Source organism: Actinomycetota bacterium (assembly GCA_018334075.1).
GTDB lineage: Bacteria > Actinomycetota > Coriobacteriia > Anaerosomatales > UBA912 > JAGXSC01.
Map to the genome: position 1 here is coordinate 38,184 of JAGXSC010000046.1, position 24,706 is coordinate 62,889.

At 55.7% G+C, this 24,706-nt stretch carries 20 protein-coding genes and 4 tRNA genes; 9 read left to right on the forward strand and 15 right to left on the reverse strand.

Features of this window, described 5'->3' with window-relative positions; translation table 11 throughout:
• The first annotated feature begins 96 nt into the window (after positions 1-96).
• Together KGZ89_06525 and KGZ89_06530 are read left to right on the forward strand one after the other, a co-directional pair.
• Positions 97-2,043: a HEAT repeat domain-containing protein gene (locus KGZ89_06525; GenBank protein ID MBS3974503.1), complete on the forward strand. Its 1,947-nt coding sequence runs from the start codon at positions 97-99 to the stop codon at positions 2,041-2,043.
• Positions 2,033-3,517 carry an HD-GYP domain-containing protein gene (locus tag KGZ89_06530; protein ID MBS3974504.1) on the forward strand — a complete coding sequence of 495 codons (1,485 nt, stop codon included), beginning with the start codon at positions 2,033-2,035 and terminating at the stop codon, positions 3,515-3,517. Before KGZ89_06525 ends, KGZ89_06530 begins: the two co-directional genes overlap by 11 nt.
• Here the strand turns inward: KGZ89_06530 and KGZ89_06535 are convergent.
• The 3 genes from KGZ89_06535 to KGZ89_06545 form a co-directional block, all read right to left on the reverse strand.
• Positions 3,512-4,765, reverse strand: coding sequence for a hypothetical protein (locus tag KGZ89_06535; protein ID MBS3974505.1), 1,254 nt, complete (start codon positions 4,763-4,765; stop codon positions 3,512-3,514). The two genes, KGZ89_06530 and KGZ89_06535, sit on opposite strands and share 6 nt — an antisense overlap.
• 52 nt (positions 4,766-4,817) lie before the next feature.
• Complete coding sequence (locus KGZ89_06540) at positions 4,818-5,195, reverse strand: phage holin family protein (protein ID MBS3974506.1); 378 nt, start codon at positions 5,193-5,195, stop codon at positions 4,818-4,820.
• 74 nt (positions 5,196-5,269) lie between these two features.
• Positions 5,270-5,346: transfer RNA gene (locus KGZ89_06545), tRNA-Asp, on the reverse strand.
• A 253-nt stretch (positions 5,347-5,599) separates the two neighbouring features.
• Between KGZ89_06545 and KGZ89_06550 the strand changes: the two genes are divergently transcribed.
• Positions 5,600-5,791, forward strand: a complete 192-nt coding sequence (locus KGZ89_06550) for a ferredoxin (GenBank protein ID MBS3974507.1) — start codon at positions 5,600-5,602, stop codon at positions 5,789-5,791.
• 30 nt (positions 5,792-5,821) lie between these two features.
• Entirely contained in the window at positions 5,822-6,025 is a 204-nt protein-coding gene (locus KGZ89_06555; GenBank protein ID MBS3974508.1) for a DUF2905 domain-containing protein, read from the forward strand.
• Between the two features lie 68 nt (positions 6,026-6,093).
• Here KGZ89_06555 and KGZ89_06560 read toward each other — a convergent pair.
• Positions 6,094-6,168 (reverse strand) — tRNA-Val (locus tag KGZ89_06560).
• A gap of 232 nt (positions 6,169-6,400) precedes the next feature.
• Here KGZ89_06560 and KGZ89_06565 point away from each other — a divergent pair.
• Together KGZ89_06565 and KGZ89_06570 are read left to right on the forward strand one after the other, a co-directional pair.
• Positions 6,401-6,721: a DUF190 domain-containing protein gene (locus KGZ89_06565; GenBank protein MBS3974509.1), complete on the forward strand. Its 321-nt coding sequence runs from the start codon at positions 6,401-6,403 to the stop codon at positions 6,719-6,721.
• Positions 6,722-6,759: 38 nt separating this feature from the next.
• On the forward strand, positions 6,760-7,818 hold the full coding sequence (locus KGZ89_06570; GenBank protein MBS3974510.1) for a sodium-dependent bicarbonate transport family permease: 1,059 nt from the start codon (positions 6,760-6,762) through the stop codon (positions 7,816-7,818).
• Here KGZ89_06570 and carB read toward each other — a convergent pair.
• From carB to KGZ89_06620, 10 genes are all read right to left on the reverse strand, one after another.
• Complete coding sequence (gene carB / locus KGZ89_06575; protein ID MBS3974511.1) at positions 7,815-11,060, reverse strand: carbamoyl-phosphate synthase large subunit; 3,246 nt, start codon at positions 11,058-11,060, stop codon at positions 7,815-7,817. The genes KGZ89_06570 and carB overlap by 4 nt on opposite strands.
• A 155-nt stretch (positions 11,061-11,215) precedes the next feature.
• Entirely contained in the window at positions 11,216-12,292 is a 1,077-nt protein-coding gene (locus KGZ89_06580) for a hypothetical protein (GenBank protein ID MBS3974512.1), read from the reverse strand.
• 78 nt (positions 12,293-12,370) lie between these two features.
• Positions 12,371-13,192 (reverse strand): C39 family peptidase, encoded by an 822-nt coding sequence (locus tag KGZ89_06585; GenBank protein ID MBS3974513.1) that lies wholly within the window; start codon positions 13,190-13,192, stop codon positions 12,371-12,373.
• A gap of 310 nt (positions 13,193-13,502) precedes the next feature.
• Complete coding sequence (locus tag KGZ89_06590) at positions 13,503-16,556, reverse strand: type I restriction endonuclease subunit R (GenBank protein MBS3974514.1); 3,054 nt, start codon at positions 16,554-16,556, stop codon at positions 13,503-13,505.
• Complete coding sequence (locus KGZ89_06595; GenBank protein ID MBS3974515.1) at positions 16,553-17,806, reverse strand: restriction endonuclease subunit S; 1,254 nt, start codon at positions 17,804-17,806, stop codon at positions 16,553-16,555. Before KGZ89_06595 ends, KGZ89_06590 begins: the two co-directional genes overlap by 4 nt.
• The gene (locus KGZ89_06600) at positions 17,803-18,810 is read right to left on the reverse strand and encodes a virulence RhuM family protein (protein MBS3974516.1); all 1,008 of its coding nucleotides are present in this window, start codon (positions 18,808-18,810) and stop codon (positions 17,803-17,805) included. The genes KGZ89_06595 and KGZ89_06600 overlap by 4 nt, the downstream gene beginning before the upstream one ends.
• Positions 18,807-20,384 (reverse strand): type I restriction-modification system subunit M, encoded by a 1,578-nt coding sequence (locus KGZ89_06605; GenBank protein ID MBS3974517.1) that lies wholly within the window; start codon positions 20,382-20,384, stop codon positions 18,807-18,809. The genes KGZ89_06600 and KGZ89_06605 overlap by 4 nt, the downstream gene beginning before the upstream one ends.
• A 120-nt stretch (positions 20,385-20,504) precedes the next feature.
• Positions 20,505-21,119 carry a type IV toxin-antitoxin system AbiEi family antitoxin domain-containing protein gene (locus tag KGZ89_06610; protein MBS3974518.1) on the reverse strand — a complete coding sequence of 205 codons (615 nt, stop codon included), beginning with the start codon at positions 21,117-21,119 and terminating at the stop codon, positions 20,505-20,507.
• A 177-nt stretch (positions 21,120-21,296) separates the two neighbouring features.
• Positions 21,297-21,372 (reverse strand) — tRNA-Glu (locus KGZ89_06615).
• Positions 21,373-21,382: 10 nt separating this feature from the next.
• Positions 21,383-21,458: transfer RNA gene (locus KGZ89_06620), tRNA-Lys, on the reverse strand.
• 297 nt (positions 21,459-21,755) lie between these two features.
• Here KGZ89_06620 and KGZ89_06625 point away from each other — a divergent pair.
• From KGZ89_06625 to KGZ89_06635, 3 genes are read left to right on the forward strand one after another with little or no spacing between them, the layout of a single operon-like run.
• Entirely contained in the window at positions 21,756-22,124 is a 369-nt protein-coding gene (locus KGZ89_06625) for a hypothetical protein (protein ID MBS3974519.1), read from the forward strand.
• Positions 22,121-22,495, forward strand: coding sequence for a hypothetical protein (locus KGZ89_06630; protein MBS3974520.1), 375 nt, complete (start codon positions 22,121-22,123; stop codon positions 22,493-22,495). Before KGZ89_06625 ends, KGZ89_06630 begins: the two co-directional genes overlap by 4 nt.
• Positions 22,496-22,548: 53 nt before the next feature.
• A complete protein-coding gene (locus KGZ89_06635; protein ID MBS3974521.1) occupies positions 22,549-23,601 on the forward strand; it encodes a mechanosensitive ion channel family protein in 1,053 nt (350 codons plus the stop codon).
• On the opposite strand, the gene KGZ89_06640 is transcribed toward KGZ89_06635, so the two are convergent.
• Positions 23,557-24,706 (reverse strand): anthranilate synthase component I family protein (locus tag KGZ89_06640; protein MBS3974522.1); only part of this gene is annotated, 1,150 nt, incomplete at its 5' end. The two genes, KGZ89_06635 and KGZ89_06640, sit on opposite strands and share 45 nt — an antisense overlap.

Genomic DNA, 24,706 nt, shown 5'->3' on the forward strand with positions numbered 1-24,706 from the left:
TTTTCTCAATCTCGGGAACTATGATATTGAAAGCGAGTATCTTATGAAACAGTATCCTTCACTATAGATATGACCGCGCATTGGTCGATAACAAATATGAGCATACGCGATACAGGCCGAAAGGAGGCGCTGGTGGAGCACGAGGACATACTTTTCGCCGAGGAGCTGCTTCGTCTCCTCGCGCTCTCCGCTAGCGCATCTCGCCTCTACCCCCCGTCAAGCCCGATGCCCGAACAGGCAATCGCCAAGTTTGTCGACCGCTCGAACGAGATCGCCGAGGCGTTGGGCACAATCCAGCTTGGAGTAAATCCTGACGGCTTCAGCATGGGAAACGACACCCTGACTGGATCGCAAGCCCAAATGGCTTGGCTCGCTGAGACTCTTCACTCGATGCAGGTCGGACAGCTGATCGTATCTTCGGGTGTCACGCACGATGAGGTGATGGCGTTTGTCCATGTAGTCAACTCCGACCCTGTCTCCGTCCGGCAAAGAGGGGTTCGCTCTCTGCTCACAGGCGCAGGCGTAACACATATCGCGGTTATTGAAGTCACCCTTAGGTCATCCACCGAAGAAGGAATACTCGGTCTCGACTTGACCAGCGCGCCTATAGCCGAGATCAGCCAAGAGGCAGTAGCCGCAGTTGAGCTGTGGTCGGATTCAGCCCGCAGTGGTTCCGGGCGTGACGATCTACGAGAGGCGATCGATCGGCTCGAAGCTGCCGCTCGCGATCTTGCCCTGACGCGTATAGCAGCAGCTCTCATGCAAGTCGACGAGCACACCAGGCTCAAGCTGATAGGGATGTCATTGGAGCCGGATCTCTCTGGCCGTCGAATGACCGGGCTTCACAATGTGCTTTCGCGCCTGCAGCCATCGGCGCTGGCTCGCCTGCTCACTTTGGCTGCCACGAGCGTTCCAACGGATCCGACCAGAATGGTAAGTGCGCTTGAGCTTCCTCCTTCGCTGATGGATCAAGTTTTCCAGCTGCTCTCCCCCTCCCCCCGCTCCGAAGAGGAGTGCGGTGTGCCGGAAGATCCGGAGATAGAAGAGATTGCCCGCGTGATGGCATCGCAGGACAACTACTCTGACATCCAACAGCTATCGGCCAAATCTTCAGCGATTGCGACCAGCAAGGCTCTCCAGACTACTGTAGCCATTTCTCGGATAACCCCCTCGGCGGATTCGGTCATGGCCATCGGTGAGGCCCTTGTGCCGGCAGCGCGGCAGGGCTCCTTCAATGCGGTCAGGGAGGCAATCAATCGCCTCGACGAGCTTGCTTCGATCCCTGCACTCGCACTCGAAATTGAGCAGGCAAAGTCCAAAATGCACGATCCTGAGATTTTGCTCGACTTATGCAGGGCTACATCCAGCAATGCCGACGCAGCCATGGCAGGTGAAATATTACGGCTAGGGGGAGCCGCAGGAGCCGAGGTGCTTTTGCTCTTTCTCGGCGAAACCAACGACCATACGCGCTCACTTTTCAGGCCTGTGGCGCGCACTATGGGCGAGCAGCTGCTGACCGCAGCGGGCCGCCTGGTCAAGACTGGAGATGCGCCTGCACTTTTGGGCATACTCAAGGCACTCTCACTGATGGCGGATGACCGATCGGTTCCTGTTATAGTCCAGGCCATGAACCACCTGGACGCACAGGTAAGGCGAACTGCAGTTACAACACTGGCAGACATGCCCGGTAGCAAGAGCAAGTCTGCTCTGGCCGGGGCCGCATCCCATTGGGACCCGGAGACGCGTCGTTTTGCGATTCGGGAAATTGCCAGGGCAAAAGCGACCGAAGCGATCCCCGCGCTTGTTAGAATTCTGTTGGATATCAACATATTTGAGAGGAATCACGAGCTAAAGAAAGAAGTCATCAAGTGTCTTGAGTCACTTGGCTCGCCCGAGGCGCAGCGCCCGCTGAAACTTTTGGCGAACCGGCGCTTCGTTTTTGGCAGGCAAAACAAGGAGTTGCGATACCTGGCTAATCAGGCACTCGCTCGTATTTCTGAAACTTTGGATCGAGACAAGGGAGCGAACATAGATGAGCGATAGACCCGATGGCATGCCAGCTGATGAAGAACTTCACTCCCCCGAACAGGTTGCAGGCGAGGCGCAGCCGATGACAAAGGTGCCGTTCTCTACCCCCCGGAAGTTAGAGCGGGCCAAAGAGCTGGTTCGCACACTGGCTGTGGCCCACACGAACTCACAGCTATACCCAACAACGCATCCTTTGCTGATAGGCTCGATGGACGACCTTGTCGCAGCTGTCGGTGAGATTGGAGCGCTAGGCTTTGAGCAGGTGACCTTGAATCTTTACAAGAAGACGCTTTTCGTTGAAAACCAGGTATTCCCCGAGGAGAGCGTGACCTACCACAGGCTGGTAGACGAGCTGTTGGGGCGTGGAGTCTCGGCGGTCACATTCCTGGACGGCTTCTCGAGAAGCGATGCACTAGCGCTGATCAGCCTCTTCACTGATACTCAGATACACGATATCTCTTCGGCCCAATCGTTTCTGGATGCCATTGGCGCCAGAAGTGTTTCGGTAGCAGAGACCACTCTCGACAAGGCCGATGGTGAATCACAGCGCCGAGAGAACAAGATCATCGCCAAAGAGGTCTACGACACCGGAATCTCGGCGATGAGAGATCTTGAGACGAGAATCAAGCTGGGGAAGGCCTTCGAGACCGACTCGCTACAAAATGTTGTCAGCTCACTGTTGGACAATTTGTTCCGGGATCCTGCCGCGGTATTAGGCCTGACAGCGATAAAGAGCCACGACGACTACACTCTCAACCACGCCATCAATGTGTGTATCCTGTCGATCTCGCTTGGCACCTCTCTCGGCCTTGACGATCTGTCACTTAGGTCACTCGGCCTGTCGGCGCTGCTTTATGACATCGGCAAGGTGCGCGTTCCCGAAGGAATCCTGAACAAACAAGGTCCACTCACTGCCGAGGAGTGGCAGGTAGTCAAGGGGCACACCACGAATGGGGCGGATCTTCTCAAGCGAATCCAGGTGGTAGATCACATGCCGATGGTCGTCGCCTACGAGCATCACGTAAGGCACGACATGCAGGGATACCCAGATGCGACATCCGCCGAGGGTCAGCACCTTTTCAGCAAGGTCGTAGCATTGTGCGACGCCTACGACGCGATGACCACCCGAAGGCCCTTCCGGCGGGAAATCCGCCCTGACAAGGCGCTGGCTGTACTCATGCAAGGACGCGGGAAAGCGTACGATCCTTCTCTGACGAAGTCTTTGGTCGCCATGCTCGGAATCTATCCGATGGGGGCCATTGTGCGCCTGGACGATGACTCTATAGCCGCCGTGTTCCGCGTCAACAGCGATGACCTTTTGCGGCCGAGAGTCAAAGTGTTGGCCGACCCGGAGGGACGCTGGTTTTCCGAGCCACAGGTGCTGGATCTGCGAGTCATCGATCCAGGAACCGGGTCGCATGTAAGGAGCATTGGAGAAGTTGTCTCCGCAAGCGAGGCCGGGATAGACGACGTCTGGCAGTACCTATAGTGCGCCTGGCCCACCCAATGGGTCGCCGAAGTGCCTCCAGTAGATTAGCCAAAATGACATATTGCCCCGCATGTGCGGGGTGTACCGATAGAGTGTATGAGTTGAGGCGTTTGTCGGTCTAACCACACTACCGCTGATCCTTAGCTCGATGCCAGGGCGAAATCCTGCGGTGTTTCGGTCCAGGACACGAGCACCGTGCCATATCTGCCTGCCGAAGCCCTCGAATTGAGGCAATGTGCGGCTATCCATCTTCCCGCACCCCATCGCCCAATCAAGGGCGCGCTGCTCCGGATTTCGGCGAGACAGCAACGACTGTTCCTTCTGGAGAGTCGCAAGTATCACTTTCGGATTAACTCTCCACGCAAGGGCAGCCTCTTCGATCATCTCGGCAGTGCTCATCATCACACCTGCATGATTGGGAGCCCTGTAGCGCGCCAATATACCTGTCTGTTGCTCCAGAAACGCCTGTATCTGTTGAGCGTTCATGGAGTCGGCATCTCTAAAGTTCGCATCGGATATGATGGTGTCCGGATTGAACTCCGAGGACGGCGACGAAGTCGCAGGTCGTCCCGAGAATTGAGCGGCGGCTGCTGCGGCTGCTGCTTGCCTCATCATCTCCGCCAGATCTGTCCCCAATGAAGCTGCCTGCGTTTCCTGGGCTTCTATGTCAGCCTCTATCCGCTCACGCGTCGCATCAGCTTGATCTTGCATTTCAACAAGATGCTGCTCTCGGGCGCTCAGGGAGTGATGCAGCCACTCGCTCTCAACACGCGCCAACTTCATGTCTCGCATCATATCCGCATCTCGCTCGTTGACTATCGCCATGTAGCGGTAACGAGAGAACAGCTCGGTAAGTGACTCCGCCTGAAGCAGCACCTTGAGAAGGTTTCCCCACTCCCCCCGATAAAGCTCCTCGGCTCTTGCGCCTACCGCCTGCTCCTTGCGATGCAATTCGGCATCCACTACATCGATTTGCGCCCGCACTTCATCAATCTCCAGGCGGGCGCTCTCGAGTCTGCGGCTCAGGCGAACATACTCGGCTATCTCCTGATCGAGGGCGACTCGCATCCTGTCGAGCTCACTCAATGCTGCCTGCTGCTCGGCGCGCTTGGCCTCAATTTCTGCCGAGGAGGGAGCTCCCACAGCAACCTGCGTCGCCCCAGAGAGGAAAGCCGCCAGCAACAGTGGGGCTGTCAGTAGCAGCAGCCATACGTTGTGGTTGTGTGTCCTGATCTGACCGCCGAGCATGACACCTCCCTCAAATGCGACCCTCAAGCCCCCAGTGCGGCATCGGAAAGCATCAGCGTTTCACCTTTGAGTCATCTGCGACCATCGATAGCAGGAACGACACGATACTCACAACTATACCCCCGAGAAACGCCGGCCAAAAACCGTCGACGATAAATCCGATCCCAAATAGATTGTAGGAAATCCAGGACGAGGCCCACAGCACAAAAGCATTGATAAAGAGTAGCCCGATACCCAGGCTTAGCACCACAAACCCGCATGTCAAGAATGTCAGCAGCGGCTTGAGTGTGGCATTTAGCAGGCCAAGGATGAGGGCAGTGATCGCAAATGCGATAAACGCCTCATCGCCCTCGACTGTTATTCCAGGAACCACAAACGCAGCCACCACAAGAGCTATGGAGTTGATTAGCCAACGGATGAGTAGTCGCATAAGTCACCTCTAACCTGAGCGTGCTATCCAGACTCTAACCCGAGTATGCCATCCAGAATTATCCGATACAAATATGGCGGGAGTGACGGGGCTCGAACCCGCGACCTCTGGCTTGACAGGCCAGCGCTCTAACCAACTGAGCTACACCCCCGAATCCGGGGCGCCATCTGCGGAAAAGACAGCGAACGGAATTGTACATTGACGGTGGTGGCGATGTCCAGCCGACAAAGTCAACTTCGCCAAAATCGCCCTGCCATTACTTATAGCTACTTTAGGCTATTTTACAACTGCTGGTGTCGTCTTGGTGTCATATCTTGGGTATCCTTCAAGTGCATCTTGTGCGCTTGTATTGCTTACGTCTTTCGCTAGAGTGAATTCGCCCGGCTACAGGAGGAGGTGTCACGATGAATCCAGTGGTGGACAGAGACCTCTGCATTGGATGTGGGACATGCGAAGACCATTGCCCTGAGGTTTTTCGGGTAGATGAAGGTGGACTCTCTTACGTCCTGGAAGAGGATCCTGATGCCGAGCTTTATGGCGCCATCCGCGACTGCGTCGAAGCTTGCCCCGTCGGCGCAATTAGTTTTGCCAGGTGAATCGTGCAAGAGCTGCAAGGCATTGGCAAAATGCTCCTTCTTTTTGGAGCGGCGATCGCACTAATCGGCGGACTTCTTTGGGCCGGAAGCAAACTTGGGCTTGGCGCACTCCCAGGAGATCTGCGTTTCGGCCGAGAAGACTGGGGTTGTTACCTGCCGATTGCCACATCGATCGTTCTTTCGCTACTGCTGACGGTGTTGCTCAACGTTCTCTGGAGATGGTTCGGAAAATAAGTGTGCTGCTGGTAAGCCGAATATGCTGGCGGCCCATAAGTGCACTGTGATTCATAAGGCAATCTTGATGGTGGGCGATGAGGGATTTGAACCCCCGACTTCCTCCTTGTAAGGGAGGCACTCTCCCGCTGAGTTAATCGCCCACGCTGATTCTGCACCGCTAATTGTATACTGGCAAAAACCATTTACAAGATTGGTATTTCTCGCATTCGAATGCCATCGCCTCTCCGCTGTTTGTAAGTCGGGTATCCTGAATATTTATATAACTTAACTCTTTACAAAATTTGTTAAGCTTTGCTAAGGTTGACCCCCTGTATGCGATCCCGCCTACCAGACTGAGGCACCAAGCCAAACATCAACGAAAATGAGGCACCGATGCAACTTTTCAATAAGAAAAAAATAAGCGTCATAGTGGAAAGGGCGTTCAGCAGCAAGGTGATTCACTTGCTCGAAGAGCTCGGAGTGGGCGGATACACCATTTATCCAGAGATATCCGGCAAAGGCAAGCACGGCGCCCGAAACGGACACACCGAATTTGCAAGCGGCATTTTGGGTAACGTGGAAATCGTCACCATCGTCAGTGAAAAAACAGCTGAGCCTATCCTGAAGGAGCTGGCTGACATTATTGAAAGTGGCGTCGTAATAATAGTGCACGTCATCGACGTACAGGTGCTACGTAAAGACTACTTCGCGTGATGCGGCCTTGATAGATTGCGCACGAAGGGGAGAAGACCATGAACTTCAGTGATATCCTGCCAAGTCTTTTTGCTCCACCGATACTGTTCTTTCTGCTTGGGATGGTTACCGTTTTGGTAAAGTCCGACCTGGAGATACCACCGGAGATCGTAAAGGGAGCTTCGATATTTCTGTTGCTCTCCATTGGACTTACAGGAGGTCTGGAGGCAGTCAATGCGGTAAGGGCCGATCCGGATTTCCTCTCCGTAATTTTGGTCCTGATGGTTTTCAGCATCCTCATCTCATCGATGACGGCGATATTTGGCGCAAAATTTCTGGAAAAAATAGTTGGGCTCAAGACGGCCGACGCATGGGGTACTGCGGGACTCTATGGAGCGGTGAGCTCTGCGACGCTCCTGGCCGCTATCGGTATCGTGGAGCCATTCAAGGCCGCCGCTCCTGAAGAACTCATCTATGGCGGGTGGATGCCTGCTGTAAATGTGTTTCTTGACGCTCCGGGAGTAATTGCGGCAGTTTTTCTGGGAAGAATGGCGCTTGAACAGTCGAAAGGTAAATCACGAGTCGCCCTTGACAAGAAAGAGCTCTTTCGAGATTCGGTTTTTGGCTATGCGATTTGGTTGATGATATGCGGACTCATCGTCGGCGGATTTGCACAGCTGTTTTCTCCGAACAGATTAGAAAGCGCAATGGCTTTCTTTGATGAGCTGTTCATCGGAATACTATGTATCTTCCTGCTGGAGATGGGTATGACCGCAGCAAGAAGACTTGGGGAGCTAAAAGAACTTGGTAGCAGCCTCATCCTGGCCGTCGTTGCCGCCTTCGGAATGCCACAGATTTGGGCAGGTTTCGCAATAGCAGCCGCTTACGTAGCCCACCTTATGTTTCCGGGAATGCTCGGCTGGGGAGATGCGTTCGTTTTCGCCGCAATGGCGGGAAGCGCGTCATATATATCAGCCCCTCCGGCGATTCGCGCCGCGCTTCCTGAAGCAAATCCCACCATATATCTTGGAATGTCCCTTGCGTTGACATTCCCGTTCAATATGATCGTGAGCCTGCCCTTATGGATGATTATTTGCCGTGCAATATGGGGTGCCTAGGTACCCTGTCCCATACTGGCGTGATAGCTCTGTAGCGACCTGACACCATCCGCCGAGTCGCGCCGCGCATCGATCCCATTGAGCGCGGCAACGGCTGCCGCAGTGGTCGTTATATATGGCACCTTGTGTTTTATGGCTGCCTTGCGAATGTAAGAATCGTCGAACTCGCTTATCTTTCCGGCAGGCGTATTGATGATCAGTTGAATTTCACCGTTCTTGATAGCATCTTCAATGTTTGGCCTGCCTTCATGTAGCTTGAGAATCGACCTTGATGATACCCCGTTCTCCGCAAGGAAGGCGTGTGTCCCTGCCGTAGCCCTTATGGAAAAGCCTAACTGCGAGAATCCTTGGGCTACCGACAGAATGTGCTCCCTATCATGCTCAGCAACGGTAATGAGCACGGATCCATCTGCAGGAAGTTTCGAGCCCGTGGCTTCCTGCGACTTATAAAACGCCAATCCGAAAGAGCTTCCCATTCCAAGGACCTCGCCGGTTGAGCGCATCTCCGGACCCAGCACGGGATCAACCTCGGGAAACATATTGAACGGAAAGACCGCCTCTTTCACGCCAAAATATGCGAACGTCGCTTTCCTGGGGCTAATCCCTGACAGTTTTGCGCCAAGCATCACCCTGATCGCAAGACTCACCATCTGCGTACCGCAAACCTTTGAGACTATGGGTACCGTCCTCGAGGCTCGAGGGTTTGCCTCCAAGACATATACCTGGCCATCTGCGATCGCGTATTGCACATTCATCAGCCCAACAACCCCAAGTTCGACCGCGATCTTTCGGGTGTATTCCTCAATGAGGTCGATGTGCCTGTCTGAAACAGAAACCGGCGGAATAACGCATGCGGAATCTCCTGAATGAACTCCGGCATACTCGATATGTTGCATCACCGCAGGGACAAATGCTTGTAGTCCATCACTAACCGCATCAGCCTCGCACTCGATCGCATTCTCCAGGAACCGGTCGATGAGAAGCGGGTGATCCGGACTAACCTCGGCTGCTGACTCAACATAGCGTAAAAGCATCTGCTCATCGTGCACGACCTCCATGCCTCGGCCACCCAAAACATAGCTGGGACGAACCATCAGCGGATAGCCAATGCTGCGAGCGACCGAAAGCGCCTCGTCAAGCGCGAATGCGACGCCTGCTTTGGGCATCGGGATTCCAAGCATCGCCATCATTCGGCGGAACCGATCACGGTCTTCGGCGAAATCTATCGCCTCAGGAGATGTCCCGATGAGGGGGACACCGGCGACCTGAAGCTCGGAAGCCAGGTTCAGCGGGGTCTGCCCGCCAAATTGAACGATGACGCCTTCTGGCTGCTCTTTTTCGTAAATCGCCAGAACGTCCTCTACAGTAAGCGGCTCAAAATACAGCTTGTCGCAGGTGTCATAGTCAGTTGAGACGGTCTCGGGATTGCAGTTCACCATAATTGTCTCAAAGCCAAGTTCCCTGAGCGCGAAAGCGGCATGCACGCAGCAATAATCGAACTCGATTCCTTGGCCGATACGATTGGGTCCTCCGCCGAGGATCATAATTTTTCTGCGATCGCTGACCAGCACAGAATCGACTGCGCTGTACGACGAATAATAGTAGCTCGTCGGTTCATCGACCCCCGAGACGGGAACCGGGTGAAAACCGGGGGTGATCCCGAGAGCTTTTCGGCGCTCCCTGATAGCGGACTCCTTCACGCCGAGTAACATCGCGAGATAGGCATCGCTAAAACCGTCTAGCTTAGCCTGTCTCAACAACTCATCTGGGAGCATGGTGTTCTTATCGCCAGCCCCCGCTACTCCTGATGGGCCGGCGTAAGCGAGAATCTGCTCTTCCAGCTCGACCAGCTCTTGCATTTGCTCGATAAACCAATGCTTGATGTGGGTTTTGGCATACAGATCTTCGACACTGACACCCTTGCGAAGCGCTTCGTACATAATGAACTGTCGCTCACTTGAGGGACGCACGAGCAGTCCCATCAACTCCTCAGCAGACATGGCGTTGAAGTCCTTCGCGAAACCGAGACCGGATCTGCCGATCTCCAGGGATCGGACCGCCTTGTTTAGAGTTTCCTTATAGTTTTTGCCAATGGACATGACCTCGCCGACGGCGCGCATCTGCGTACCGAGTTCATCAACAGCCCCCGGAAACTTTTCGAACGCCCAGCGAGCGAATTTTGCCACCATGTAGTCGCCCGAAGGGGTATATCGATCGAGTGTTCCTTCACGCCAGTAAGGCAGCTCCTCCAAAGTGAGCCCTGCAGCCAGCAGCGCGCTGACAAGAGCAATCGGCAACCCTGTAGCCTTACTGGCAAGTGCGGATGAGCGCGAGGTGCGTGGATTAATCTCTATGATCACGATCCGACCTGACTTGGGATCGTGCGCCATCTGCACATTGAATCCGCCAATAAGCCCTATTGCATCTGCAATATCATATGAATGCTGCTGAAGCATCCTTTGGGTTTCAGCCGAAATGGTAAGCATGGGAGCAGTGCAAAGCGAATCTCCCGTATGTACCCCCATCGGATCCACATTTTCGATGAAGCATACGGTAATCTTCCGACCTTCGGCATCGCGAATAACCTCTAGCTCAAGCTCCTCCCAGCCTATTATGGACTCTTCCACCAGTATCTGCCCTACACGACTTGCCTGAATACCTCGGGCGGCTATTGTCCGTAGCTCCTCAACGTTGTAAACAATCCCGCCGCCAGTGCCGCCCATCGTATAAGCCGGCCTGACCACAGCTGGATATCCAAGATCGGCTGCTATCAGCTCCGCCTCTTTGACAGTATGAGCAGTGACGCCGCGTGGCATCTCTAGCCCAATGGAGTCCATTGTCTCCTTGAAGATCAGCCTATCCTCGCCGCGCTGAATTGCCTCTGCGCTAATCCCTATAAGTTTGACGCCGTACTCATCCAGAACTCCAGCATGCACCAGCTCAGAGGAGAGGTTCAGTCCCGTCTGGCCGCCGAGATTTGGCAATAGCGCGTCCGGACGCTCCTTGGCGATAATCTCGGTCAATGTCTGGAGATTCAGCGGCTCAATGTACGTAGCATCCGCCATTATCGGATCAGTCATTATCGTGGCCGGATTGGAGTTGACCAAAACGATCTCGTACCCAAGCGAGCGCAACGCCTTGCATGCCTGGGTTCCTGAGTAGTCAAACTCGCATGCCTGCCCAATTACTATTGGCCCAGACCCGATTATTAGCACTTTCTTGATATCGTCTCGACGCGGCATTTAACCCCCTCTTCTGCTTTTTTTCCTAAGCAATTGTATTGCTTTCGCTTCGCATAGAGTAGACCGCGCGAAACCAGTCGGTTAGAGCACGGATATGCAACTGATCTATATTGTGGGGCACATTTGAATATGCTGCAGGTTTATACAAATATCCATTAGCGAACCTCTACCAGGTAAATTGTTGATTGAGGGGGGCTTTCTGGGGCGTCCTCCTGAAAAGCCACCGCCGCAAAGGTGTTCTCATCGGCTGTATAAATTATACCGAAGGTGGTACCCAGCTTTTCGGTAAGGTTCTCATGCCGACTGTGATCTTCCGTGTCGTAGATTATTAGATGCTGTTTTTCGTCAATCACGGCTAATTTTGAGCCTGCAACTTCATGATGGTTGATGAAACGATCCTCAATCAGTGGTGTAAAAGTTGCCTCCTTGGTTGAGTAATAACCAAATTGCTGCACTACCCAGTCCCACTCGACAAAATTATCGAAGTTTATGGAATAGAGATGGTCCCCAAAGCGCTCAACATAGCCTGGATAGCGAAAACGAATATCCTCCACCCGAAAATCTTCAACTCGGATACCTTCTGACTCCAAGCCCCGCGCAGATTCTTCATCGATATGAGCGATGCGATAGTGGCCTACCCCGCCTATGATGTCTGTCCAAAAAAGCTTTCCGCCGGACAGGCTTACAAAAGCGTTATAAAAACCAGGCAAATGAACCTTAGCCACAACCTGAGTCTTGCCTTCAGAAAGATCATGAACAGCGATCCCGTACTGCCCCTCTTCTGTCTCATCCATCCACGCGACCAGATCGCCTTCCAGCGCGGGACCGAATATCGACTGGTCAGAGGCCAGTGTTGTTACTTCCCCTCCGAGCCTTGGCCGAGCCAACAGGTTCCCACCGCTCTCCCATACGATCCAATCATTATTGACTCTCAGCCATTCAATTTGATCCGAAGATTTGAGAACCACCTCTTCACGTTGGGTGCGAAAGTCGAAGGCTATTATCGTGTCTTCTTTGCCGCTATCGGGATCGGTTTCAGCTTGCATATATAACAGATCCCCGACTTTACTGATCATGCCCGTGCTAGCGTATGGCATCACAACCTCGGTCAGCTCCCCATATAGCGGTTCTTCTGAGGCCGGATCCGGCGAGCCTCCTCCTCCCTCGCACCCCACAAGCGCTACGCCCGACAACCCTAGCAATAACGACATTCCTACGATCGCCCACTTCATGCCATGCCTCCCCTTCCTTGAGCATTATCTGCACCATACTGGTAAGGACAGGAATCCGTTTATCCCTGTCCTTACTTGTTACCAAACCATTGCCATATTCGTACCTGCTCGATCAGCCTCTAGGCAAGCCCTGAAAAGACCCCTTGTTGTCGAGGTGCCCACGGGATCCCAGTGTGCGCCGAAAAAGCGGCTATCCCAATGTGGATCGACGCTGCGCATCTTCACTACCGTGGCGCGCTCGTCGTAGCCGCTGATTGATATGTAGTGACGCGATGACCGACCCTCATACCTGGGTACATACCGCGTCTGAACAAGGATTACCGGAACCGTCCCTGGAGATGCCGAGTGATGAAGTGATATTCCCACCCTCCAGCGAAAGGCCCACAGCGGATTCGATTGGTTCGTCAAATCTGATGCCGCATAATTTACGCGGCCGAATACTCCATTGTAGCTATTCAAAGCCCTGGCTATCCCAGTAGTAAGACTGCCTGACTGCGTGGTTCCGATACGTCCTGCTAGTGTCGCTTGCGAAGGAAGAGGCAGCCTGGGATTGCTTACCCTCCTGTGCCAGGCTAAACTCTGTCGCGCCGAGGCGGGCCCGCACCACCAACCGGTTTCTTGCCTAAAGTTCGGAACGTCTCGTGTGACAAAACCAAAGCTGCCAACAGCTAGCCCCTCGGAAATGATTCCCATTGCGCCCACTGTGCCCTGCGAAGATACTTCCCCTCCTTGAAGAGCTTGCTCTTTGGCTGCGGTCAACTCTGCCCATCGCCGAATCTCGGCTTGCGTCAGCGTCGGGTCTTCGACAGGCGCCCCATTTTCCAACGACCTCGGCGAATTTGGTGCGGCATATACCGGGCTAACCAGCAAAGCGGTCATAGCAACCACCGCAAGCGACATACAAAATCTCTTGGATCCCCTCAAATATTTAATTCTCATAAAACCCCCCCATTACCTCAGCATGTAACTGCCGAGAAAACATATCCGCCTTCTGGCATCCCTCCGCCAGAGGCATATCAATCTTACAGCGATACAATCGTACTAGTTACGCCAACTGGGATCCCCTCACGACTCCTATCTGGCGTGGATCTTTACTGCCATCTCATAAGCAACACCTCCCCATAATCTGCTGCTACGGATCTCCCCCGTACTGCCCTCCCCACCCACTGCGATTACCTCGCTAAGCCTAATCGCTAGAACCTAACACAATCTAACAGTTTCCTATACCCCCCATACCGAAAAAGCGCTCGAAGAACGCAGCCAGCTTGTCCAACACCGTTTGCTTTTTCACCGCATGGCCGTTGTCTTTGCTGAACCTTGAAACCGGCGGCAGGATCTTCGTGATGGCGGTGCCGGTGACCGGGATCGCGCCGTCCCGAAACGCATTGTCGATAAACGCCTTCGTTTCATCGACGTTGAGACCTTCATCGGCGATGATCCGGTCAAGCTCCTCCGCCTTCTTGGTCGCAATGAAGGCGATCCACTCCACATCGACCTTGGCGTTCACAGAGACGGAATCCACAAACTGCTCGATGAGGTCTTTTTTGTTGCGCAAGCTGGGGCTGGCATTGACCGCGCGCTCGATGGTGGCCCGGATCTCTTTGTCTTCGCCCGAGCCTTTCTCCTTCAGATACTTTTCGACCAGCATCAGGATGTAATCAACGTTGATCTCGACCTGTTTGATCAGCTCGATCTCGAACACCACATCGTCGATGATCGACTCCTTTTCCGCTTCCGATGCGTTGCGGAACTCGGTGTACAAGTTGAGATACCAGCTCTGGTAATCCTGGAAATCGCGACTGCTGAGGATTTCGTTGCCTGCGAAATCATCGAATGCCGTAAGAATGTTTTTCAGCCGCAAGATGACGCCGAAAAGCTTGATGAACGCCTTCTGCGCCGCTTCGCCGACGATGGCCTTATCGAGCGGAAACTCCTCAGTCAACTCCTTGATCCGCTCCTGGTACTCGTTGTAGTACTCGGCGTAAGGTTTCAGCAGCGCGATGCCCTTGGCGTCCTTGTTGCCGAATAGGGCCAGCGCATCGTTGGTTTCCTGCTCAAGATCGCGGAAGGAAACGATGTTGCCGAAGGTCTTGACGGAGTTGAGGATGCGGTTGGTGCGCGAAAAAGCCTGGATCAGCCCGTGGGCACGCAGGTTCTTGTCCGCCCACAGGGTATTGAGCGTGGTGGCATCGAAGCCGGTCAGGAACATGTTGACCACAATCACCACATCCAGCTCGCGTTTTTTCAGCCGCTCCGACAAATCCTTGTAGTAGTTCTGAAACTTGTCGCTTGATGTGTCAAAGCTCGTGCCGAAAAGAGCGTTGTACTCTTTGATCGCAGCATCCAGAAAATCGCGTGAGCTTTGATCCAGCCCTTCGGTTTCGAATTCCTCCTCAGTCAGGAGACCATCGACTTCTTCCTCGTTGGCGGTAAAACTGTAGATCAGGCCCACCTTGAGACGCCGAGCAGGAGGCAGCTCTTTTTCTTGCTCGGCGAATTCGGCGTAGTATCGTTTGGCCGCGTCGATGGAGGCTGTGGCGAAAAGCGAGTTGAACCCGACCAGCCGCTGGCCCTCGACGTGGTATGAGGCGGCTCGCTTGGTTTTCTGGTCGAAGCGCTCTCGGATATAGCCCACTACCTGCTTGATACGTTCCGGGGCCAACAGCGCCCGCTCCGTGTCAATGGCCGAGACCTTTTTGTCCTTGATAGTCGGCGATGTCTTGATCGTGTTGATGTAGTCGATGCGAAAAGGCAGCACATTTTTGTCGTTGATGGCATCGACAATCGTGTAGGTGTGCAGCTTGTCGCCAAAGGCCTGCTCGGTGGTGCGCATAAGCGGGTTGCCGCGGCTGGCTGCGTTGTCGGCAAAGATCGGTGTGCCGGTGAAGCCGAACAGGTGGTAGCGCTTGAATGCCCGTGTGATTTCGGTATGCATATCGCCGAACTGGCTGCGATGGCATTCATCGAAAATCACCACCATATGCTGGTCATGAACCGAATGCCTTTTGTTCTTGGCAATAAAGCGGGAAAGCTTCTGGATGGTGGTGATGATAATGCGCGCGTTCGGGTCTTCCAACTGCCGCTGGAGCACCGCCGTCGAGGTATTGGAGTTGGCCGCTCCTTTTTCGAAGCGCTCGTACTCGCGCATGGTCTGATAGTCCAGATCCTTGCGATCCACCACAAACAGCACCTTATCTATCTCCGGCAGACCCCGCGCCAGTTGCGCCGTCTTGAAACTGGTCAGCGTCTTGCCCGATCCGGTGGTGTGCCAGATGTAACCGCCCGCGGCGGTGGTGCCCAGTTGCCGATGGTTGGTGCTGGTCGCGATGCGTTGCAAGATCTGCTCAGCCGCCGCGATCTGATAGGGCCGCATCACCAGTAGCTTGCGATCCACATCGAACACGCAATACCGAGTCAGGATGTTTAGCAGCGTATGTTTGGCGAAGAAGGTCTTGGTGAAACCGACCAGCTCGGTGATGGGGTGGTTCTTCGCGTCGGCCCACCAGCTTGTAAACGAAAAGCTGTTGGAGGTCTTCTGGCGCGAGCGCTTGCTTCGCTGTCCCGCAAGATGGCCGTCACGCACCGTGTTGCTGTAATACTTGGTCAGGGTGCCGTTGCTGATCACGAACAACTGCACGTACTCGAAAAGGCCAGAATCCGCCCAAAAACTGTCGCGCTGATAGCGGTTGATCTGGTTGAAGGCCTCGCGGATGTCCACCCCCCGGCGCTTCAACTCCACATGCACCATTGGCAGCCCGTTGACCAGCACCGTCACATCGTAGCGATTGGCGCGGGGAAGCTCTGCGGAGCCGCCTGCCACCTCGTACTGATTGATCACCTGCAAGCGGTTGTTGTGAATGTTTTGCTTGTCGATAAGGTAGATGTTCTTGATTGTGCCATCGTCGCGCTTGAGCACCTGAACATGGTCTTCCTGGATACGTGCGGTCTTCTCGACGATGCCGTCATTGGCGCCGGCAACACAGGTGGTGAAGAAGCGATCCCATTCGGCGTCGGAAAATGTGATCTTGTTCAGGGCCTCCATCTGCAGGCGCAGGTTGCCGATCAGATCGGCCTCCGAGGTGATCGGCAGGTATTCATAGGCCTGCAACTGTAATTGCTTGATGAAGGCGCTTTCCAGCTCGGCCTCGGACTGGTACGCCGCCTCACGCACACCCAGCGCATCGGGCAGGAATTCGGCGACGACCGTGCTTTCATTTGAGAGCGCAATCGGTTCGATGCGGTACGGTGTGAGGTCTTCGCTCATAGATGAGCCTCCTCGAAGGTCAGCAGGCGGTCGCGGTAGTGTTCATACTGCTTGCGCCGAGCGACGATCTCCGCCGGTAGGCCGATGCTGAGGTCGTTCACGAGCGCGTCGAACTTGTCGAGGGTGTGGGCAATTCGCCGCTGTTCGTTAATTGGAGGAACCGGGATCTCAACCTTGGCGAGTCGCCCCTTCGAGACGTTGAACCGCGTGACACCACTTGCAGTCTTGATGATTTGGCTCCGCATTCCGCTGGATCGGAACAGGTGCTTCGAAAAGTCAGGATGCAACAGTGTGGGGTCATGCAGGCGATAGCCGATGCAGAAGCTGTTGAGATACAGCGGTTCCGCCACCTCGGCAGTAACAACCGCGGACATGCCAACCTCGTCGGGAGTCTCCGAGGAGCCAGTAAAGAGTACATCACCGCGCCGGAGTGCGCGCTGCCGCTCTCCTGGGCGGACCATAACGTAGTCATCAGCGGCGGTGTCGACTGCGCTGTTCTTGAGCACGTTAACGTACGAGACAAAGCGCGCGTTCCCGCCAGCAAAATCGGCCTTCGCCTTGCCCGTGAGTCCTCCGAAGAAGGATCCAAAATCACCCATGGGCACCCACCGGGCCCCCTCAGGGAAGGCCAAGAGCAAGTCCCGGTAGTGGGCATACTGCCGCCGACGCGCTTCCAGCTCCGCTTCCAGCTCCGCCTCCAGCTCCGCCTCCAGCTTAGTGAACGTGTCCAGTACTTTCACGATTTCGCGCTGCACTTCGAGCGGCGGGACGGGGATGAGAAGCTTGGCCATGCTATCGCCTGAGAGCCGCTTCACCTTGGTCCCGGTGATGTGACGCATTTTCTGTGACTGGAATTGTTCGGACTGAAAGAAGTACGCAACATACTTTGGTTCAAGCGAATGGCTATAAATGTATGCATCACCGCTGATGGCAATGCTTTCTTTACCCAGCCATGCGACAGCCTTACAAACATCCTCGTCATTCTCGCTCGTTGTAGCGATAACGAGATCGCCGCTCTTTGCTTTTCGTAGTCGCTTGGCCAACTCTGGTGAAACAAACGACTTCGTTTCAGTCGCCCAAATGCCGTAATGCGTGTAGACCTGCCCGTAGTGGATTGCACCAACTCCGATGTCAGCGAGGTCCTTCTTTTGAAGGCCATTGCCTCGGACAAATTTACCTACATCGCCGAGGCGTTTGTGCTCCACCCCATCCGGGCACAGCTCGGCAATCAGCTCGTCAATTCGGCTCATGGCTTTTTCGTTCCTTCAATCTTCCGCTGCAAGGCTTTCACATTTTCCAGATAGTCCATTTCCACCTCGGAAGGTTCGCTCGCGAGCTGGGCGCGGTATTTGGTGTATTCCACCTCGGCTTTGCTGATCGCCTGTCGATGGCTGACGCTACCCGCGCCTTCTAAGGTCTTGGCCTCCATGGCCACGATCAGCCGATCCAGATGCGCGAGCCAGTCTTTCATATAGGTGGGCTCATGGTTCAGGGCGCGAAACTCGGCGGCATCGAAATAAGCCGATACCAGCGTGTTCAGCCGCTTGAGCTCTTTTTCGTCGAGATAGTTCTTGGCAATGACAATTTCCGCCTTGGTCGGCTGGCTGCCGCTGAACGACAGTAGCCCCATGAAGGGTTTTCCGGCATCGGCACGGCTGGTAATCACCTCGGCGGCGGTCTGGCCGTGGGCGGCGTAGTGAAGTTTGTTCTGTACGGCCTTGAAGAAAAGTGCGGCTTCATCGCTTTTGGGGTTGTAGTCCACGCTGGTGGCGTAGAGATCCAGCACCTGCCGGTAGAGCACCTTTTCGCTGGAGCGAATGTCGCGGATGCGTTCCAGCAGCTCTTTCCAGTAGGCACCGCCCCCCAGGTTTTTCAGGCGGGCATCATCCATGACGAAACCCTTTGCCAGATATTCCCGCAAACGCTCGGTTGCCCAGATGCGGAATCGCGTGGCAACCTTGCTCTTCACGCGGTAGCCGACAGAGAGAATCACATCAAGGTTGTAGTGGGTGAGCGTGCGTTCCACCTCGCGTGACCCCTCTTGTCGAACTGTTCGGAAATCCCGAACAGTTGCCTCTGGCGCAAGTTCCCCCTCTTCGAAGACGTTTTTGATGTGTTCGCTGATGTTAGCCTTCGAGCTCTGAAACAGGTCGACGAGCTGTGCCTGCGTGACCCACACAGTGTCGCCTTCTAGCCGGACCTCGATTGCTGGAGTGCCGTCGTCAAGCTGATAGAGAACGATCTCGCCGCTCATACCCTTTCCCCCTCCAGGTCGGCGACGATCGCGTCGATCTGCGCCCTAAGCTCCGTCTGCCGCGCCACGATATGGGCGATCTCGGCATTGAGCTTCACGATGTCGACCGCCTCGCGCGTGTCCTCCTGCTCCACGTACGACGAAACGGCGATATTGTAATCGCTCTCGGCGATCTCGGCATTGTCTACCAGCCGCGCGAAGTGGTCGATAGTCTTGCGTCCGATAAAAGCATCGAGGATTTTTTGCTGGTGTTCGGGGCTGAGCTTGTTCTTGTTGCCGCCGCGGACGAACTCGGCAGACGCATCGATGAAGAACGTCGCATTGTCGTGCTTGGATTTTTTCAGCACGATGATGCAGGTAGCGATCGTGGTGCCGAAAAAGAGATCCGGCGGCAGCTGGATGACCGTGTCCACGTAGTTGTTGTCGATGAGGTACTTTCGGATCTTGCGCTCCGCGCCGCCTCGGTAGAGCACGCCGGGGAACTCGACGATCGCCGCCGTGCCGTTTACCGCAAGCCAGGACAGGATATGCATTGTGAAGGCAAGGTCAGCCTTGCTCTTGGGGGCTAGCACACCTGCCGGGGCGTAGCGCGGGTCATTGATGAGCAAGGGATTGTCATTGCCCGCCCATTTGATCGAGTACGGCGGATTGGAGACGATGGCCTCGAATGGCTCGTCATCCCAGTGGGCGGGGTCGGTCAGCGTATCGCCGTGGGCGATGTCGAACTTCTCGTAATTGACGTCGTGCAGGAACATGTTGATGCGCGCGAGGTTGAAGGTGGTCAGGTTGATTTCCTGGCCGAAGAAGCCCTGGCGCACTTTGTCGTGGCCCAGCACCTTCGCGAACTTGAGCAGCAGCGACCCTGATCCGCACGCCGGGTCGTAGACCTTGTTCACCTCGGTCTTGCCCACCACGGTGATTCGCGCGAGCAGCTCGCTCACTTCCTGCGGGGTGTAGTACTCGCCACCCGACTTGCCCGCGCTCGACGCATACATCTGCATCAGGTATTCATAAGCGTCGCCGAACAGGTCGATGCTGTTGTTCGAAAATTCGCCACCGTTGGAGAGCGGCAGGTCACCGATCGCGTCGAGCAGCTTGACCAGCTTTTCGTTGCGCCTGGCCACTGTGGCCCCCAACTTGGCAGAGTTGACATCGAGGTCGTCGAACAATCCCTTGAAGTCGTCCTCACTCTCCGCGCCTGTGGCAGAACCTTCGATATCGGCAAAGACGCGGCTCAGGGTCTCGTTGAGGTTGGCATCATGTCGCGCCCGCGCCTGTACACTGGCAAAGAGTCTGGAGGGCAGGATGTAAAAACCTTTTTCCTTGACTACCTCGGCGCGGCCGAATTCGGCATCTTCGTCATTTAGTGTGGTGTAATCGAAGTCCGGATTGCCCGCCTTGCGCTCCTGCGTGTTGAGGTAGGCGGTGAGGTTCTCGGAGATGAAGCGATAGAACAGCATGCCGAGCACATAGCTCTTGAAGTCCCAGCCATCCACGCTGCCACGCAGATCGTTGGCGATGCGCCAGATGGTTTTGTGGAGCTCCGTGCGTTCGACTTCCCTGTTGTTGTTCATTCAGATTGATCCTGTCTGCTCTTGCCGCCAGGCTAAAAATCCTCCTTAGCGAGAGTGACCGAATACGCTCGATATGTCGAGCGTTGCTCAGCTCTCCTGCGACCATCCGGAAACCACAATTCACATCAGCGCCTGGACGTAGGGGCGCATTACCTGCTCCACGCGGTCGACCTTGGCGTAGCGCATCACCTGCGCGGGCGTCGCCCGGCGAGAACGGATCGTCTCCTGCAGCGCCTCCATCGCGATGTCGAAGCCGATCCTGTTGCGATACTTGAAGCAGTCGGCCACGGTCTTGGCGACGCCATACACACGAAACTGCGCCCCCACCATCGAGTGCTCCTCCACCCCGGCTCTAAACGCCGCGTCGCTCATGCTGAAAACCTGCACCCGCGGGTAGCTGAACTTAGGAGGCGTCACGTTGCGTGGCAGCGCGATCTGCACGGCATTGGGTATCTGCGTCCCGATGCCGTGATACTCCAGAGCGCTCACGAGGCACAGGACTGCCCTGGGGATGCGGCGCATGACCGCGGCGACATCCGGACTCTCAGGAAGCGGCGCCGAGGCGAGAATGAACACTCCCCTGCTCAGGGCCTCAAGCTTCCCGTGGTCCCTCATCCAGTACAGGGTCCGCCGATGTATACCAGCCTCAAGCGCTTCACCCGTGCGCATGACTCCTCCATGCGCGAAGAAGATGGCCTCTGCGGCAGCAAGCGCGTTGTCACTTGGCTCTCTCATGGGACATATAGTACAGCACTTGGGGCCAAGTGTTGCAGATTTTGTCCCGGCCGCCCACAGCCTCCGGTGGCGAGGCTCGCGACGAAGTAGGCGACCTGTTCAGCGGCGCCTTAGGTGCAATGGAAATCAAATCGGGCGACAAATCAGAGGTCGTACCCACTCTGAGCTGAGAACAAATGGTGCCCCCAAGGGAATTCGAATCCCTGTTGCCGCCTTGAAAGGGCGGAGTCCTTGGCCACTAGACGATGGGGGCATATTCACTTTGGTGGGTCGTATAGGGATCGAACCTATGACCTTGGGATTAAAAGTCCCCTGCTCTACCTACTGAGCTAACGACCCGATATATACAACTACCACTCTGACAAATCCGCAAAACCTCCGGTAGTCTATCGCGCAACGGCCATGCGGTCAACGGGGAGCCCAAATGCTGAAGCTTTGGTAACATCATGAATCAGGAGGTATCGGGCAAGGTCGCTATCTGGCTCCTCGGGCTCGCCACCTTGTGGACATCGATCCCGATGCGCGTACATGCTCGTTCGTGGCCCATTAGGTAAAAGGGAGAGTGGGTTGAAGAACCTTGTGAAGCTACTGCTATCCTCACTCGACTTAAGACTATCACGGTCGAGCAAATCCGACGTGGTCGACAAAGGCAATCCGCGATGCGCTGAAGCGGTCGCATCAGTCTACGAGTTGATGAGCGATCACGTTCTGCCGCATCTTCCGCCGCTTACGGATGATCGGGTCGCCCGCATCACATCCTTTCCAGGCGTTACCATCGCCCAGGCCATCTATTTGATCGATTTGCTGCGCGAAACGTCGAATTTGAAGGGGGCAGTACTCGAGATGGGCGTCGCCCAGGGCTTCACGTCGCAGCTCATTGCAGTGGAAATCCTTGAGCAGACTCGAGACATGTGGCTCTTTGACTCATTTAAAGGATTGCCAGCACCCACCGCAGAAGATGAACTGATCGACGACATATTCAGCCTCGGGGATATCGGAAAATGAGTGTGCCGCGTCGCTTTGTAGAGCAGAAACTGCATGATTGCGGATTCCCCGAAAGCCGCATTCATATAGTCGAGGGATTCTTCGATGCAGGCACCCCGCAAAGAGTGAGCCTGCCCCAATCTGTGAGCTTCGCCTTCGTCGACTTCGATTTCTATCAGCCCGTCTGCGACGCACTCGGCTATCTGGACGGGGTCCTGGAACCTGGCGCCTGCGTTGCGGTGCATGATTATGACTTCTTCTCCACGGGACCCAAAAAGGCCGTCGAGGAGTTCCTGGCAGCCAACGAACGCGAATACACCCTTAGCCTTCCCGTGTACGCGCACGGCATGGCTATTCTCAGGAAGGAGAGGGGCGACCACCCATCCGCATGACAAACGTCGGGGCTTCGCGGCCCGATATACGACCGCCACTGGAGGTAGACAACTTGACGAACATTATACCGAATCTCACCGCGGCTCTGCCTTTGCTCGCCCTCGTCATCCTAGTTGGCGTCGCGATAGATCTCATCGGATCGAAGCTGCTTGCCAGAATCGCACGAAAGCACGGCTGGAAAATCGCCGAGGCAAGCATCACATCGCTCAAGGGGCTTCCTTCCCTGCTGGCTTTCGCCCTGGCAGTCGCGCTCTTCGCCCAGCGACTAGGGCTCGAGGAGCGCACGTTAGCGACCGTCATCGGCGTAGTCAAAGCCGCCACCATCGTGATCGTCACCGCCAAGATCGCCCGATTGGCCGGGAGTCTCATCCGGCTGTTCACCAAACGCGAAGACACCGTTATCTCCTCCAGCACGATCTTCGTCAACCTGGGTAGGGTCACTGTCTGGCTGCTCGGCTCGCTGATCGTTTTGGCGACTTTGGATATCTCGATCACCCCGCTTCTGACCGCACTCGGTGTCGCCGGCCTCGCTGTGGGTCTCGCTCTTCAGCCCACGCTTGAAAACCTGTTTTCCGGAGTGCAGGTGCTCATGAGCCGCCAGGTCGAAATCGGAGATTTTGTGCGGCTGGAAACCGGCGAGGAGGGCTGGATCCAAGACGTGACCTGGCGCAACACCACCATCAGGACCGTCTCCAACGATCTCGTGATCGCGCCGAATGCAGCGATCGGCAGGTCGCTTGTTGTCAACTTCACCTCCGATGACGAGGAGCACGGCCTCGTCGTTCCCCTCGGCGTTTCATACGACAGCGACCTGGCGCACGTCGAGCGCGTGGTCCATGAGGTCGCGACCTGGGTCCAGCGCGAGGTCGAGGACGCCGTGACCGGTCACAACCCATCGGTCAGATTCACTGCCTTTTCCGATATCCGCATCGACCTGATCGCGGTTTTGCGCATCAACCACTACGAAAACCGCTTCAAGGTCCGTCACGAGTTCCTCAAGCGCATCCACACCCGTTTCGCCGAGGAGGGCATCGATATCCCTTACCTCCGTCAAACGCCGCTATCCGATACGGGCATCGCCGAGAACGGGTCGCGCCTTCAGTAACGCTTCGCGCCACTCCTCGGCGGGCACAGAGTCTATCGTCACCCCGCCGCCAGTCCCCCAGTACGCTTCATCGCCGCGGTATTCTAGCGTGCGGATAAGCACCGAGGAATCCAGGCGGCCGCCCATCGCCACAAGAAGGCTTCCTGTGTATGCGCCGCGAGGTGAGACCTCGAGCTCGCGTATCAGCCGCATCGCCGCGATCTTCGGCGCGCCTGTGACCGATCCGCAGGGAAACGTCGACTCCAGAAGCTTTGCGAGCGGCAGCTCCGGCCGCATGCGGCCCGTGACCTTGCTGACAAGCTGGTGGCAGTAGGGGGTCTGGAACACCTCGAACAGCGAGGCCACGCTGACGCTTCCTGTCTCGCAAACTCGCCCGAGGTCGTTTCGCTCCAGATCGACTATCATCAGATGCTCCGCGCGCTCTTTCTCGCTATCTGCAAGCTCACGCGCCAAGCGAGCGTCTGTCACCGGATCAGGGCCGCGAGGGCGCGTGCCCTTGATCGGCCATATCTGCGCTCGACGTATGCCGCCGTCATCCTCCACAGACAAAAATCTCTCCGGCGACACCGATACTATCGATCGATCACGGTCGACCCAAAGCGCCGACATCGGCCCCGCCGAGGAGTTCAGCAGCGTCTCGAACGCCCGCACAGGATCAGCTGGCGCGTTTCCCTTCACGCGCATCGTCAGGTTCAGCACATACACATCACCTGCACGGATCGCCTCACGCACCGCCTCGACACGCTCAAGATAATCGCGCATCCGGAAATCCAGGGAGAAGCGAGAGAGAAGCGGTGCTGCTTCAGGCGACAAAACAGGTGCGGCACCGGTATCCAGCGAAAACTCGAAGTCAGGCTCACCCCACGCCATCCAGCCTTCCTCGGCAAGCACGACCCCGCTTCGATAGATCCGGACGCGCGTGTCGTCGTCGTATGGCAGTACAGCGGATGCGACCATCGGCTCTGCGCTACGCATCGCGCTTTGAAGAGTTGTCGCGACCCGATCGATGTCGCAGCCACGCACCTCCTCGACAGGGTCGGCGCAAACCATCGTCATGCCGGAAAACCAGCCGGTCTCGTTCGCCGAGACAAGCGCCAGTGGCTTG

Coding starts and splice junctions, on each gene's coding strand:
- KGZ89_06525 (MBS3974503.1), top strand. CDS start 97: ATGAGCATACGCGATACAGGCCGAAAGGAGGCGCTGGTGGAGCACGAG.
- KGZ89_06530 (MBS3974504.1), top strand. CDS start 2,033: ATGAGCGATAGACCCGATGGCATGCCAGCTGATGAAGAACTTCACTCC.
- KGZ89_06535 (MBS3974505.1), bottom strand. CDS start 4,765: ATGCTCGGCGGTCAGATCAGGACACACAACCACAACGTATGGCTGCTG.
- KGZ89_06540 (MBS3974506.1), bottom strand. CDS start 5,195: ATGCGACTACTCATCCGTTGGCTAATCAACTCCATAGCTCTTGTGGTG.
- KGZ89_06550 (MBS3974507.1), top strand. CDS start 5,600: ATGAATCCAGTGGTGGACAGAGACCTCTGCATTGGATGTGGGACATGC.
- KGZ89_06555 (MBS3974508.1), top strand. CDS start 5,822: ATGCTCCTTCTTTTTGGAGCGGCGATCGCACTAATCGGCGGACTTCTT.
- KGZ89_06565 (MBS3974509.1), top strand. CDS start 6,401: ATGCAACTTTTCAATAAGAAAAAAATAAGCGTCATAGTGGAAAGGGCG.
- KGZ89_06570 (MBS3974510.1), top strand. CDS start 6,760: ATGAACTTCAGTGATATCCTGCCAAGTCTTTTTGCTCCACCGATACTG.
- carB (MBS3974511.1), bottom strand. CDS start 11,060: ATGCCGCGTCGAGACGATATCAAGAAAGTGCTAATAATCGGGTCTGGG.
- KGZ89_06580 (MBS3974512.1), bottom strand. CDS start 12,292: ATGAAGTGGGCGATCGTAGGAATGTCGTTATTGCTAGGGTTGTCGGGC.
- KGZ89_06585 (MBS3974513.1), bottom strand. CDS start 13,192: ATGTCGCTTGCGGTGGTTGCTATGACCGCTTTGCTGGTTAGCCCGGTA.
- KGZ89_06590 (MBS3974514.1), bottom strand. CDS start 16,556: ATGAGCGAAGACCTCACACCGTACCGCATCGAACCGATTGCGCTCTCA.
- KGZ89_06595 (MBS3974515.1), bottom strand. CDS start 17,806: ATGAGCCGAATTGACGAGCTGATTGCCGAGCTGTGCCCGGATGGGGTG.
- KGZ89_06600 (MBS3974516.1), bottom strand. CDS start 18,810: ATGAGCGGCGAGATCGTTCTCTATCAGCTTGACGACGGCACTCCAGCA.
- KGZ89_06605 (MBS3974517.1), bottom strand. CDS start 20,384: ATGAACAACAACAGGGAAGTCGAACGCACGGAGCTCCACAAAACCATC.
- KGZ89_06610 (MBS3974518.1), bottom strand. CDS start 21,119: ATGAGAGAGCCAAGTGACAACGCGCTTGCTGCCGCAGAGGCCATCTTC.
- KGZ89_06630 (MBS3974520.1), top strand. CDS start 22,121: ATGAGTGTGCCGCGTCGCTTTGTAGAGCAGAAACTGCATGATTGCGGA.